Here is a 13,755-nt window from a genome sequence, read left to right as displayed (position 1 = left end):
CCGGAAGCCGCGCACTACCTCACCTGCCCCAGCGCAGACCCGGGGTTTGGACCGGAGCGTCCCACAGCCGCATGAGTTCGTCGTCGGCCTGGCACAGCGTGACCGAACACCCGGCCATGTCCAGCGAGGTCACGTAGTTGCCGACCAGGGTCCGCGCCGCCGTCACACCGCGCTCGCCCAGGACCCGCTGCACCTCGGCGTTGAATCCGTAGAGCTCCAGCTGCGGGGTCGCCCCCATGCCGTTGACCAGGACCAGCACCGGGCCGGTGGGTTCGAGGTCCTCCAGCACGGCGTTCACGGCGAAGTCGGCGATCTCGCGCGACGTCATCATGGCGCGCCGCTCCCGCCCGGGTTCGCCGTGGATGCCGATCCCCAGCTCCAGCTCGCCCGGCGGGAGATCGAACGTGGGGCTGCCTTTGGACGGTGTGGTGCATGCGCTGAGCGCCACACCGAAGCTCCGGGAGGATTCGTTGACCCGGCGGGCGAGCGCCTCCACCCGCTCCAGCGGCGCGCCCTCGTCGGCCGCGGCGCCCGCGATCTTCTCGACGAAGAGGGTGGCACCGGTGCCACGCCGGCCGGCCGTGTAGAGGCTGTCGGTGACCGCCACGTCGTCGTTGACCAGGACGCTGGCGACCTGGATGCCCTCGTCCTCGGCCATCTCCGCGGCCATGTTGAAGTTCAGGACGTCGCCCGTGTAGTTCTTCACGATGAACAGCACGCCCTTGCCGCTGTCCACCGCAGCGGCAGCCCTGGCCATCTGGTCGGGCACGGGTGAGGTGAAGACCGCGCCGGGGCAGGCGGCGTCGAGCATGCCGGGGCCGACGAAACCGCCGTGCAGCGGTTCGTGACCGGAGCCGCCGCCGGAGACCAGTCCGACCTTGCCGGCCACCGGGGCGTCCCGCCGGACGATCACCTGGTGCTCCACGTCGACGGTCAGGTCCGGGTGTGCGGCGGCCAGCCCGCGCAGGGCGTCCGACACCACCGTCTCGGGCACGTTGATGAGCATCTTCATGGGACCCCTCCATCGCGGGTTGTCGGATGTCCTCCGGCCCGGAACGACCAGGTCGGAGGCCTTTGTGCGGTTGTCGTTCCCGGTGCCCCCGGCGGCCCGGCGCGGGCTGCCGCGAGAGCGCCGCCGGTCCGGCCCTCGCGGCGCCTCCCGGGTTCGGAGCGCACAGGACGCTGCGCGGGAACATCCCGAGCAGACCGTCCGGCCGTGGCAGGAGCAGTCCGCTCGCAATGCCCTTCCCTGCATCTCACGGTACGGGCCCGTCCCGTAACCGGCAGCCGTGCCGTCGGAAACGAGCCCTCGTCCCGCTCGACCTCCTTTCGGCGGATGGCCCGATGGGCGCAGTGATGTCCGCGAGGCGCGCGGATCCGGGTGAGGGAAAGGGCCCTTGAAAGGGCCCTGACGGGCGGTGCGCCGCCACGGACGGCTCGCAGTGCGCGGTGCCGGGTCCGAACTGCCCCTTCCTCCCGCAGCCGTTGAGGCGTCACGGACTCGCGGCGGTCGGTCCGGGAGCGCCGGAGCCTCCCGGGCACAACCCACCGGCGCGTCCCGCGGTTTTACGCGGGCGCCGGGCGCCGGGCGCCGGGCGCGGTGCCGGTGCGGCCGCCGCTCAGAGCGGCCGGGGGACGACGGCGACCGGGCAGGTGGCGTGGTGCAGCACGGCGTGACTGACCGAACCGAGCTGCAGCCCCGGCGCATTACGGGCCCGCGCAGCCCCGACGACCAGCAGATCCGCTGCTCCCGCGGCCTTCAGGAGAGCCTTCCTGGCCGAGCCCTCGACGACCTCGCGCTCCACGACGACCTGCGGGTGACCCTCCATCGGTTCCCGCAGAGCCTCGGTCAGCAGGTCGGACGCGGCCCGTTCCTCCGTGAGCTTCGTACCCCCCGTCATCAGCGGGCTGGACCGGTCCGGATGGGCCGGAGCGCGCCAGGCCGTGACGGCGTGCAGCGGGCAGCCGCGCGCTTCGGCCTCGGCGAACGCGAAGCGCAAGGCCGACGGATCCTCGCCCTCGCTCACCCCGACGACGACGCGGTGCAGCTCGCCCTCCAGGTTCTTCCTGTCCCCACGCACCACGAACACCGGGCAGTGCGCCCGTGCGGCCACCTTGAGGCTCACCGAGCCGAGCAGCAGTGCGGCCACGGCTCCTCTGCCACGTGATCCGACGACGAGCGCCGACGCCTCGCCGTCCCGGTCCAGCAGCGCGGACACGGCGTCCTGGGGAAGCACGTCCGCACGGACCTTCAGCTCCGGGGCCCGGAGCCGGGCGCGCTCCGCCGCGGAGGCGGCGATGTGCTCGGCCAGCACCCGTTCCGACGGCCGATCCGGGTCGACGGACGGCACCGCGCTCTCGTAGCGCTCCCACAGCGACGCATGGACGACGCGCAGCGGCACGCCCGAGCGGGCCGCCTCGTCGGCGGCCCAGTCCACGGCCTGCAGGCTGCTCTCCGAACCGTCCACACCCACGACGAGGGGATGCTCCATGACTGTCACCGTCCTCCGTGCGACGTGCCGGACCTCCAAGAGCACCGTCGCACCGCGGGACCGGAGCCGCGAGTGGGCGCACGGCCTCGGCGGGGGACCGTTCGGCCCTGCCGGCGGGCGCCGGTGCCGGGCGGGGAAGCCGAAGACTCACGGGGGACCGGCTCGTCGCCGCCCCGCGTCGAGCGGTCCGGGTGAGACGTCCGGCTCACGATCGGCGGCAGGCGGACCGCCCCCACCGGTCGTACCGGCCTGCCCGGGCCCTGCTCGGTTCCGTCCGGCGCATGGCGCTGTCCGCCGTACGGCGGGGCCGGGGGCGCCGGGCCAGGAGAAATTTGTCGACAGGACCCGGATGGGACCTACGGCTGGATGTCGAGTACCTCGTGCACCGCCCGGCGCGGTGTCGCCGGGCCCGGAGCCCCGTAACCGAAGCGCAGGACCAACTGGACGTGTCCCGTTCCGGTGACCGGATCGCGCAGTGCCCAGCGCAGGTCCGGCCACTCGAGCGCCTGTGTGGCGAACGAGGCCCGCAGACCGTGGACGGTGGCCACGAGCAGGACCCGTTCCACGGCCTGGCCCGTTCGCAGCCAGTCGACGGGACGGTCACCGCTCGTGCTCAGCAGGACCAGATGGGGCGTCTCCTCGAAGTCGGCGACGTCCTGGCCCGCCAGTACGCGCCGTCCGGCGAGGTCGCGCACCGGAGCCCTGCCGCCGCGCCTGCGGGGGCCGAACGCGTAATCGGGCACGCCGTCCTCGGCGGCGCCGGCCTCGTCCCCGAAACGGGTCCAGCGTGACGTGTCGGCGTCCCGCCCGGCATCCATGAAGGTGTACGTCTCGGCGTCCCGTATCAGGGTCAGAACCGTCTCCAGGTGCTGGGCGGACACGAACTCGAGCCGCACGCCCTCCTGCCGGGCGGCGTCCCCGAGTTCGTCCCTCACCGTCCTGGGGACCTCGAGGTCCGCGAACGGGTGGCGGCTGGTGTGCCGGGACCGGATTGCCGGGTGCAGCCCCGCCAGACCGTCGTCCGGCGGACGGTCCGGAACCGGGCGCACCGTCGCCAACAGCCCGGGATCACCTGGCTCGGGCAGCAGTTCCGTGTCGGCCGCCCAGCCGGCGTGGGCCAGGGCGACACGCAGGTTCAGCAGGGCCGTACCGCAGCCGATGTGGAGGCCCCGGTCGGACGGGTCGGAGTGCGGGATACGCCGTTGAGGATCGGCGTACAGCCGGAACACGGCCTCGCCGCACGCATAGCGGAACCGCCACGGCTGCGCATTGTGCATGGAGGGCGCCATGACGGCGTCGGCGACCAGAGCGGCCACCTGGTGGCGATCGATCGACCGTACGGACATGAGAACCTCACGTCTGGCCCTTGTCCCCGATGGGGCTTCCGGTTCCACCCTCGCCCATGTCCGTCTGCCGGCGGCAGGGGCCGAAAGGACCCGGCCGGAGGGCGGCCGGGCGCGACGGGCCCGCGCGGCGCCGCCGGCGAGACCGCTGGCCCTGACGGTCCGGTTCGGGGGCCGTTGGGCCCTGTCACCGTCGTTCGCACCGGCAGCACGCTGTGGGAAAGTGCTCGCGCCCCTGGCGGAGGACGGAGGTGAACGCCGTGGAACCGGCCATCACCGTTGGACTCGACGGCTCGGAGGAGAGCCTGTCGGCGGCCCGCTGGGCGGCCCGGGAGGCCGAGCTGCGCGGGCTCCCGCTGCGCCTGATGCACGCGCGTGCCCCGTTCACGCCCGAACCCCGCGCACGCGGCACCGAGGCGGACTGGCAGGCCTGGTCCGAGCACATGCTCGAGACGGCCCGGGTGGCGGTCCGCGGTGTGGTCCCGGACCTGCCCGTCACCAGCGAACTCGTGGCGGACGAACCGAAGGGCGCCCTGCTGGAGGCCGCGGCCCGGTCCGAGATCCTCGCGATCGGTTCGCAGGGGCTGGCCCGCGCCCCCAGCTACTTCCTCGGCGACGTGGGGCTGAGCGTGATGGCGCGCGCCGACGGCCGCCTGGTTCTGGTGCGCGCGGAGCTGGAGGGCGTGGAGCGGCCCGGCACCGTCGCCGACGTGGTGGTGGGACTGAGCGTCCACCGGCCCGACGCACTGCTGGAGTTCGCCTTCGACACCGCGGCACGCCACGGGGCGAAGCTTCGTGCCGTTCAGGCGAGCAGGCTCCCGACGCACGTCTACACCCCGTGGGGTTCGGACCATGTCGTCGTGGAGGAGGCGGTGGACGACATGCGGCAGGAGCTGGCCGGGGCGTTGCGTCCCTGGCGTGAGCGCTTTCCCTCGGTGCGGGTGGAGGAGGAACTGCGGGCGGAGAGCCCCGGCCGGGCGATCGTCCGCGCGTCCGAGGGAGCGTTGCTGCTGGCCGTCGGCCGACGCAGGCACCCGGGCGCACTACGGCCCCGCATCGGCCCTGTTCTCCAGGCCGCCGTGCATCACGCCGGCTGTCCGGTCGCCGTCGTGCCCCACGACTGAGCACGCGCCGATCCGGAACCGGGAGGGCCTTGCGGTGCGGCCCGGTGGTTCCGGCTCACCATCCGCGCCGGGCCCGGGCGGTCTCGGCACGGGACCGGTAGACGATGTAGGGACGGAAGAGGTAGCCGACCGGCGCGGTGAAGGCGTGCACGAGCCGGGTGAAGGGCCAGAGCGCGAAGAGCAGCATGCCGATGAGAGCGTGAACCCGGAACGCCGGCGGCGCGGAGGCCATCGCGGCGACGTCCGGCCGCAGCACGAAGACGGACCGGAACCAGGCGGAGACGGTCTCGCGGTAGTTGTGCTCCTCGCCGACGACACCGGCACCGGAACCGGTGGCGACCAGCCCGGCGACGATCGCGGCGACCAGGACGAGATACATGGCCTTGTCGTTACGGGTGGTGGCCGTGAAGACGGGCCCGGTCGTCCGGCGCCGGTACACGAGGATCGCCGCACCCGCGAGGGTCGCGAAGCCGGCGACGGATCCGAGGAGCAGGGCCTGCACGTGATAGGCGGCCTGCCCGATGCCCACGGCGGACGTCCAGTTCTCGGGGACGAGCAGACCGATCGCGTGACCGATGACCACAACGAGGATCCCGAAGTGGAACAGGGGGCTCCCCACCCGCAGCAGTCGCGACTCGTACAACTCCGAGGAGCGGGTGGTCCAGCCGAACTGGTCGTACCGGTAGCGCCAGACGGTGCCCCCGACGAGCACGACGAGGGTGACGTACGGCAGAACCCCCCACAGGACGGTGTCGACGGTGCTCAACGGCGCGCCTCCTCCGGTGACGGAAGAGACGGCACGGTGTACGGGGCGAGCCCGACGGTCTCCTGCGGCGGCCCCGTTCGCGCCAGCGCCCGTGCGGCCGCCCGGTCGCGCGGCGACGGGCCCGGAAGCAGGGAGCAGACGGCTCTCACCACCTCCGCATGGGGCGAACCGGCCTCCTCGAGGGCCAGCCGGAGCAACTCGATGCCGGCCCGGTGCTCCTGGAGAAGGGCGAGACCGTCGGTGAGGTCGCCCATGGCGGCGTATTCGAGCACGGCCGGAAGGTAGTCGGGCAGCTCGTCACTGCCGGTCTCGAGCCCCCGGCTCCGGTAGCGGGCCTTGAGATCGGCCAGCGCCTGCCCCCGACGGCGGGTCTCCCCGTCCCTCCACCAGGTGAGGTGGAGGCAGCAGCGGCGCCTGCGGTCGAAGGTGGCCACGTAGTTCTCGGCCAGTTCGCGCGACGCGGTGTCCGCGAGGTGGTCGAGATGAGCCCGCAGCGCTGAACGGGCGGGGCCCGGCGGCAGTTCGGCAACGGCGGCGGCCACGAGGGGGACGCGCTCGTGGAACGCCTCGTCGGGATACTGCAGCAGCACCGACGCCGCCTGGCAGACCACGGCTGCCTCCTGTCCGGTGGTCACGCGCTCTCCTCGGGTCGCGTCCCCTTCGGCGGGAACAGTCCGGCGGGGCGGCCCTTGCCGTCCCAGTTGAGCAGGTTCACCCGTGCCTCCGGGTCTCCCGGACCGCCCGGGCTCGTCTGGCGGTGTCTGAGGGCGTGGAAGGTCTCCACGGACACGGGGCGGGGGCGTCCCGACGCCTCCCCGAACGGGCCACTGCCGTGCATGCCGGGTCCGCCCTCGAAGTCCAGGCTGCAGGCGGTCTCCTCCATGTGCCGGCCCTCGGCCTCGTGGGCGGTGGGGATGACGTAGCGGTCTTCGTACTTGGCCACGGCGAGCAGCCGGTAGAGGGCCGTGACGTCCTCGCCGGTCATTCCCGCTCGCGCCGCGACGGACTCGTCGGGCGGATCGCCGAGGTTGACCGCGCGCATGTAGGACCGCATCGCCGACAGCCGCTGGAGCGCACGCCGCACGGGGACCGGATCGCCGGCAGTGAACAGTTCGGCCAGGTATGCGACCGGAATCCGCAGTGTGTCGATGGCGCCGAAGAGGTTGTCCACGTCCTCGCCGTCGTGCCCGGTGCTGCTGAGCGCCTCCGTGACGGGGGAGAGCGGTGGCACGTACCAGACCATCGGCAGCGTGCGGAACTCCGGGTGCAGCGGCAGGGCGACCCGGTGGACCTTGGTTAGCGCGTAAACCGGCGAACGCCGGGCGGCGTCCAGCCAGTCCTCGGGGATGCCCTCGCGGCGGGCGGCATCGGTCACCTGTGGATCCGACGGGTCCAGCAGCAGGTCGAGTTGCGCCTCGTAGAGGTCCGTGGGGTCGGCGACGGACGCCGCTTCGCCGACCCGGTCGGCGTCGTAGAGGACGGGGCCGATGTAGCGCAGCCGGCCGACGCAGGTCTCCGAGCACACCGTGGGCAGACCGACCTCGATCCGCGGATAGCAGAAGGTGCACTTCTCCGCCTTGCCGGTGCGGTGGTTGAAGTACACCTTCTTGTACGGGCAACCGGTCACGCACATCCGCCAGCCGCGGCAGCGGTCCTGGTCGACCAGCACGATGCCGTCCTCGGAGCGCTTGTACATCGCCCCCGAGGGACAGGAGGCGACGCACGAGGGGTTGAGGCAGTGCTCGCAGATGCGCGGCAGGTAGAACATGTACGCCTGCTCGAAGGAGAACCGGACCTTCTCCTCCGCCTCGCTGCGCAGGCGCTCGATGACGGGGTCGAGCCCGGCGTTCGCGGGTCCGCCGCCCAGGTTGTCGTCCCAGTTGGCGCTCCACTCGACGCTCGTCGGCCGGCCGGAGAGCAGCGACACCGGCTGGGCGACCGGGAAGTCGTCGCCCAGCGGCGCGGTGGTGAGGGTGGAGTAGTCGTACGTCCACGGTTCGTAGTAGTCGCGGATGTTGGGCAGCACCGGGTTGGCGAAGATGGTGAGCAGCTTGCGCAACCGTCCCCCGGACTTCGGCTTCAGCCGCCCGCGCCGTCCCAGCTCCCAGCCGCCCCGCCATGTGTCCTGATCCTGGTAGCGCCGCGGGTAGCCCTGGCCCGGGCGGGTCTCGACGTTGTTGAACCAGACGTACTCGACTCCGCTGCGGTTGGTCCACGCCTGTTTGCAGGTGACCGAACAGGTGTGGCAGCCGATGCACTTGTCGAGGTTCATGACCATGGCCAGCTGGGTCATCACTTTCATCAGTACGTCACCTTCTGGGAGCGGCGGCGGATGACCGTGACCTCGTCGCGCTGGTTGCCGGTGGGCCCGAGGTAGTTGAAACCGAAGGAGAGTTGGGCGTAGCCGCCGATGAGGTGCGTCGGCTTGACGAGGACGCGGGTCAGGGAGTTGTGGATGCCGCCGCGCCGTCCGGTGGCCTCTGTCACGGGCACGTTGACGACGCGCTCCTGTGCGTGGTGGACGTACACCGTTCCGGTCGGCATGCGGTGCGAGACGATCGCGCGGAGCGCCACCACCCCGTTGCGGTTCACCGCCTCGACCCAGTCGTTGTCCCCCGCCCCGATGGCCTCGGCGTCCGCCGGACTGATCCACACCGTGGGACCGCCACGTGAGAGGGACAGCATGAGCAGGTTGTCCTGGTACTCCGAGTGGATGGACCACTTGGAGTGCGGGGTCAGATACCGCACGGTGACCTGCCGGGCGCCGTCGGGTCCGAAGGCGGGTTCGCCGAAGAGGTGTTGCATGTCCAACGGCGGCCGGTAGACGGGCAGGGTCTCGCCGAACTCGCGCATCCAGTCGTGATCGAGGAGGAAGTGCATGCGCCCGGTGAGGGTGTGCCAGGGCTTGAGCTCCTCGACGTTGGTGGTGAACGCCGCGTATCGGCGGCCGCCGGTCTCGCTGCCGGACCACTCGGGGCTGGTGATCACCGGAACCGGACGGGCCCGGGTGTCGGCGAAGGTGATCCGGCGTTCCTCGCTGCCTTCCACGAGGTGGGAGAGCCGCCGGCCGACACGGCGTTCGGCGGTGCGGAAGCCCTGAGCGGCCAGCCGGCCGTTGGTGGCGCCGGAGAGGGCGAGGACGGCCTCGGCCATCTTGGCGTCGGTGTCCAGGGCGGGGCGGCCGTCGCAGGCTCCGCCGAGCATCACTCCGTTGACGCGGGCCAGTTCGCGGACCTCCTCCTCGGGGTGGAAGGTGACGCCCTTCGTGGTCAGCCCGAGTTCCTCGACGAGTGGCCCGAGGGCGAGCAGCTTGTCGGCGACGGCGGTGTAGTCGCGTTCGACGGCGGTGAACGCGGGCATGGTCCGCCCCGGCACGGGAGCGGTCTGCCCCGTGCGCCAGTCCCGCACCGTGCCCAGCGGCTGGGCGGTCTCACCGGGCGTGTCGTGCTGGAGCGGCGTGGCCACCACGTCGCGGCGTACCCCGAGGTGCACACGGGCCAGTTCGCTGAACCGGCGGGCGATCGCGGTGAAGGCGGCGAAGTCGGTGCGGGTCTGCCACGGCGGGTCGATGGCCGGGGTGAACGCGTGCACGTACGGGTGCATGTCCGTCGAGGAGAGGTCGTACTTCTCGTACCAGGTGGCGGCGGGGAGCACGATGTCGGCGAGCAGGGTTGAGCTGGTCATCCGGAAGTCGAGAGCCAGCAGGAGGTCGAGTTTTCCCTCCGGGGCCTCGTCGCGCCATCGCACGTCGCGGGGACGGTTCTCCGGCGGCGCCTGCCCGGCGCGCAGGCCGGAGTGGGTGCCGAGAAGGTGACGCTGGAAGTACTCCGCGCCCTTGCCCGAGGAGCCCAGCAGATTCGACCGCCACAGGGTCAGGCAGCGCGGCCAGTTCTCCGGGGCGTCCGGGTCCTCGCACGCCCAGCCGAGTTCGCCCGCGGCCAGCAGCCGGGCGACGTGGGTTTCGGGTTCCTCGCCGTGCTGCGCGGCTGCGTCCGCGAGGTCCAGCGGGTTGCGGTCGAACTGGGGATACGAGGGCATCCAGCCCAGCCGGGCGGAGAGGGCGAGGGTGTCGGCGGTGTGCAGGCCGGCGAGGTCGCCGCGGGCCAGGGGCGAGGCGAGCGCGTCGGCCCGGTAGCCGTCGTAGCGCCATTGGTCGGTGTGGGTGTACCAGTACGAGGTCCCCGTCATCTGCCGCGGTGGACGCTGCCAGTCGGTGGCGGAGGCGAGGGCGGCCCAGCCGGTGACCGGGCGGCACTTCTCCTGGCCGACGTAGTGGGCCCATCCTCCGCCGTTGCGGCCCATCGAGCCCGTGAGCATGAGGAGCGCGAGAATCGCGCGGTAGGTGGTGTCGCCGTGGAACCACTGGCAGATGCCGCCCCCCATGATGATCATCGTGCGGCCCCCGGACCGTTCCGAGTTGTCGGCCATCTCACGGGCCACCCGCACCGCGGCGGCGGCGGGCACCGAGGTCAGCTGCTCCTGCCAGGCGGGGGTGCACGGCTCGGCGGGGTCGTCGTATCCGGCCGGCCAGTTGCCGGGGAGCCCCTCCCGGTGCACGCCGTACTGAGCGAGCATCAGATCGAAGACGGTTGTCACCGTCCGGCCCGCGATCCGCCGTACGGGTACGCCCCGGCGCAGCACGGCACCGGACGAGCCGGCGGTGTCGAAGCGCGGCAGCAGCACCTCCGCGTGCTCCGCCTCCTTGTCGCGCAGCAGCGTCAGCCGGGGCGCGACGTCACCGAGGTCCAGATTCCAGCGGCCCTCGCCCGAGGGGGTCCACCGGTCCCCGAGCGTGCCACCGGGCACCACCGGCCGGCCGGTACGGCCGTCGACCAGGACCGTCTTCCACAGGGCCTCCTCGGAGTCGTCCCCCAGATCGGAGGCGCGCAGGAACTTTCCCGGCACGAGTGATCCGTCGTGCGGTTCCAGGGTGACGAGGAAGGGCAGGTCGGTGAACTGCGCGACGAAGTCGACGAAGAACGGCACCCGCCGGTCGACGAAGCACTCCTTGAGGATGACGTGGCCCATGGCGAGTGCGAGAGCCCCGTCGGTGCCGGGCTGTGCGGGCAGCCACTGATCGGCGAACTTGGTGTTGTCGGCGTAGTCCGGTGAGACCACGACCACTTTCTGGCCCCGGTAGCGTGCCTCGGCCATCCAGTGGGCGTCCGGGGTTCGGGTGACGGAGACGTTGGATCCCCACATGACCAGATAGGCGGCGTTCCACCAGTCGCCGGACTCCGGTACGTCCGTCTGGTCGCCGAACACCTGGGGGGAGGCCACCGGCAGGTCGGCGTACCAGTCGTAGAAGGACGTCATGCAGCCGCCGAGCAGCTGGATGAAGCGCGAGCCGATCGCGTGCGACACCATCGACATGGCGGGGATGGGGGAGAAGCCGGCGATCCGGTCAGGACCCCATCGCCGGATGGTGTGGACGTGTGCCGCGGCCACGATCTCCACGGCCTCGTCCCAGCTCACCCGGACGTGGCCGCCCTTGCCCCGGGCCTGCTGGTAGCGCCGCCGGCGTCCGGGATCGTTGACGATGTCGGCCCAGGCCACCACCGGATCGCCCAGGCGGGCCCTCGCCTCACGGAACATCTCCACGAGGACGCCACGCGCATAGGGGAACCGCACCCGCGTCGGGGAGTAGGTGTACCAGGAGAACGCCGCGCCCCGTGGACAGCCCCGGGGCTCGTACTCCGGGGAGTCCGGCCCGACCGACGGGTAGTCGGTCTCCTGGCTCTCCCAGGTGATGATGCCGTCCTTGACGTAGACCTTCCAGGAGCAGGAACCCGTGCAGTTGACTCCGTGTGTGGAACGCACGACCTTGTCGTGACTCCATCGGTCACGGTAGAACGTGTCACCCTCGCGGCCTCCCTCCCGGAAGACGGCCCGCAGGTCGGGCGAGACCTCGGAGCGGGTGAGGAACCGGCCCGCGCGCAGGAGCGCCTCCGTTGCACGGCCGTCGTTCTTCTTCCGGACGGATCCCACCTGCCGTCACCTCATCTGTGCGGATTGACCGGCCACCCCGCGTGCCAAACTACCGTTATGTCGCGTATTTCATGTTCCGTCTCTTCGGCGTGCTTTGTCGGGATCGTCGTTCCGCCCGCCTCGCGGGGCAGGAAATGACGACCCGTCCGGTGCCGATGACGGAACACGCGCCGACGTCCGTGCGTCGGAGCCTGATGCTCACCCTGGCGACGAGCGGCTTCGCCGTCGCGTTCTGGGCCTGGGCGCTGCTGGCGCCCCTGGCTCCGACGCTGCGTCAGGACCTGGACCTGACCGCTTTCCAGCAGTCGCTCGTCGTGGCCGTGCCGGTCGTCGTGGGATCGCTGGGCCGGATCCCGGCCGGGGCCCTGACGGATCGCCTCGGCGCGCGACGGATGCTCCCGCTGGTGTGTGCGCTGACCATCCTGCCCGTGCTGTACCTCGGGCACCTGGCCGACTCGTTCGTGCAGGTACTGGTGGGCGGCTTCTTCCTGGGGCTGGGCGGAACCACGTTCGCCATCGGTGTCCCGCTGGTCAACGCGTGGTACCCGCCCGAGCGGCGCGGACTGGCCCTCGGGATCTTCGGCATCGGCACCGGCGGGACGGCGATCGCCTCCTTCACCACGGTCAGGCTTGCCGACGCCGTCGGTGAGAGTTTCCCCTTCGACCTCGTCGCGGCGGTGCTGGCGGTCTACGCGGTCACCGGAGGGCTCCTGCTGCGCGACCCGCCCGGACGCGCCGTCACCGCCGAAGGACTGGTGGCCCGGACGCGGCGGACCTTGCGGACGGCGGCGACCTGGCAGCTCGCCTTCCTCTACGCGGTGGCCTTCGGCGGGTTCGTCGCCTTCAGCGTCTACCTGCCCACCTATCTGACGTCTGCCGACGACCTCGGTCGCTCGGATGCGGCGACCCGCACCGCCGGCTTCGTCGTCCTTGCCGTGGCGATGCGTCCGTTAGGTGGATGGCTTTCCGATCGGGTGCATCCCGTGCCCGTCCTGGTGGGCACCTACGCCGTCGTCGCCGGCCTTGCGCTGCTGGCCGCGGCCGAACCGGCGCTGATGCCGGTCGGGACGATCGCGTTCCTCGGCATGGCCGCGGCGCTCGGGGCTGCCTCCGGTGCCGTGTTCGCACTGGTCGCCCGTCTGGTGGCGGCCGAACGGGTCGGCGCCGTCACCGGTGTGGTGGGCGCGGCCGGAGGGCTGGGCGGGTTCTTCCCCCCGCTGGTGATGGGCGCCGTCTCCAGCGCGACCGGCGAATTCGCCTGGGGATTCGTCCTGCTCGCGATCACCGCGGGATGCGCCGCCGTGTTCACGGCGACCGCCGTACGTCGGCGGGCCCGATAGGAGTCGGTGCTCGCGCTCGCACCGCGCATCCCCCGGGGCGGCGGCGTCCCCGGGATGCAGGCGGCACGGCACGCAGGACGTACCGGACCCGGGAGGGTCAGGCCAGGGGAGCGGGGAGGAAGTCCTCCCAGCGCTCCTCCGGCGCGATCTCCGCCGCCAGCCGCAGCAGGCGTGTCGGCTGCAAACCGAGGCCCGTGACGGCGAAGCCGCAGTCACCGCCGGCGGCCCGGTCGCGCAGTCCGTGCAGCAGGCGCAGGCCGGCGACGTCCATGAACGAGGCGCCGGCCAGGGAGAGCGTCACCTCGGTCACGGACCCCGGGAGTGCCCCTACGGCTGCCTCGATCCGGGGGCGGGTGATCAGGTCGATGTCCTCGTGGACGCTGAGAAAGGCGGCGTTTCCGCGTACTTCGGTGATACAGGTACTCATCGTGTCCCCCCTAAAGGGGTTGCGAGCCCAGAGCGGATACGGCCCGTCCAGGGCCGTCCGCGATGGAGGGACCGTCTGCCCGGGCAGGGCATGGACGGCTCCCATGACCCGGTGCCGGCCCGGCTGGGTGCCGGCAGGTTCCGGGAAAGCCTCATGCGTCCGCCCATGGTTGCACGGCGGCAAGAGTCAAGGCCAGTTCCGGTGCCGTTATCCGGTGTACCCACCCCCGGACCGGACGTGCACCACCGGCCGCCGCCGGCTTCGAGGGCAGTGCG

Annotated in this window: 10 protein-coding genes; 2 read left to right on the top strand and 8 right to left on the bottom strand. The window is 71.9% G+C overall.

Going from position 1 to position 13,755, the window contains the following annotated elements:
• Nucleotides 1-19 precede the first annotated feature (19 nt).
• From dhaK to M1E25_RS20860, 3 genes are all read right to left on the bottom strand, one after another.
• Complete coding sequence (gene dhaK, locus M1E25_RS20870) at nt 20-1,012, bottom strand: dihydroxyacetone kinase subunit DhaK (RefSeq protein ID WP_251417973.1); 993 nt, start codon at nt 1,010-1,012, stop codon at nt 20-22.
• Nucleotides 1,013-1,619: 607 nt separating this feature from the next.
• On the bottom strand, nt 1,620-2,492 hold the full coding sequence (locus tag M1E25_RS20865; RefSeq protein WP_251417971.1) for a universal stress protein: 873 nt from the start codon (nt 2,490-2,492) through the stop codon (nt 1,620-1,622).
• 356 nt (nt 2,493-2,848) lie between these two features.
• Nucleotides 2,849-3,838 (bottom strand): Acg family FMN-binding oxidoreductase, encoded by a 990-nt coding sequence (locus M1E25_RS20860; RefSeq protein ID WP_251417969.1) that lies wholly within the window; start codon nt 3,836-3,838, stop codon nt 2,849-2,851.
• 257 nt (nt 3,839-4,095) lie between these two features.
• Here M1E25_RS20860 and M1E25_RS25825 point away from each other — a divergent pair, with 257 nt between their 5' ends.
• Nucleotides 4,096-4,959 carry a universal stress protein gene (locus tag M1E25_RS25825; protein ID WP_251417967.1) on the top strand — a complete coding sequence of 288 codons (864 nt, stop codon included), beginning with the start codon at nt 4,096-4,098 and terminating at the stop codon, nt 4,957-4,959.
• A 55-nt stretch (nt 4,960-5,014) separates the two neighbouring features.
• Here M1E25_RS25825 and narI read toward each other — a convergent pair whose 3' ends face one another.
• From narI to M1E25_RS20835, 4 genes are read right to left on the bottom strand one after another with little or no spacing between them, the layout of a single operon-like run.
• A complete protein-coding gene (gene narI / locus M1E25_RS20850) occupies nt 5,015-5,725 on the bottom strand; it encodes a respiratory nitrate reductase subunit gamma (RefSeq protein ID WP_251417965.1) in 711 nt (236 codons plus the stop codon).
• Nucleotides 5,722-6,360, bottom strand: a complete 639-nt coding sequence (gene narJ / locus M1E25_RS20845; RefSeq protein WP_251417963.1) for a nitrate reductase molybdenum cofactor assembly chaperone — start codon at nt 6,358-6,360, stop codon at nt 5,722-5,724. The genes narI and narJ overlap by 4 nt, the downstream gene beginning before the upstream one ends.
• Nucleotides 6,357-8,027: a nitrate reductase subunit beta gene (gene narH, locus M1E25_RS20840; protein WP_251417961.1), complete on the bottom strand. Its 1,671-nt coding sequence runs from the start codon at nt 8,025-8,027 to the stop codon at nt 6,357-6,359. Before narH ends, narJ begins: the two co-directional genes overlap by 4 nt.
• Entirely contained in the window at nt 8,027-11,713 is a 3,687-nt protein-coding gene (locus M1E25_RS20835) for a nitrate reductase subunit alpha (RefSeq protein WP_251417959.1), read from the bottom strand. The genes narH and M1E25_RS20835 overlap by 1 nt, the downstream gene beginning before the upstream one ends.
• 134 nt (nt 11,714-11,847) lie before the next feature.
• On the opposite strand from M1E25_RS20835, the gene M1E25_RS20830 reads away from it, so the two are divergent.
• The gene (locus M1E25_RS20830) at nt 11,848-13,053 is read left to right on the top strand and encodes an MFS transporter (RefSeq protein ID WP_251417957.1); all 1,206 of its coding nucleotides are present in this window, start codon (nt 11,848-11,850) and stop codon (nt 13,051-13,053) included.
• A 97-nt stretch (nt 13,054-13,150) separates the two neighbouring features.
• On the opposite strand, the gene M1E25_RS20825 is transcribed toward M1E25_RS20830, so the two are convergent.
• Nucleotides 13,151-13,480 (bottom strand): STAS domain-containing protein, encoded by a 330-nt coding sequence (locus M1E25_RS20825; protein WP_251417955.1) that lies wholly within the window; start codon nt 13,478-13,480, stop codon nt 13,151-13,153.
• Nucleotides 13,481-13,755: the final 275 nt, after the last annotated feature.

The sequence above is a fragment of the Streptomyces meridianus genome, assembly GCF_023703325.1.
Lineage (GTDB): Bacteria > Actinomycetota > Actinomycetes > Streptomycetales > Streptomycetaceae > Streptomyces > Streptomyces meridianus.
This window is presented reverse-complemented; position numbering and strand designations above follow the sequence as displayed.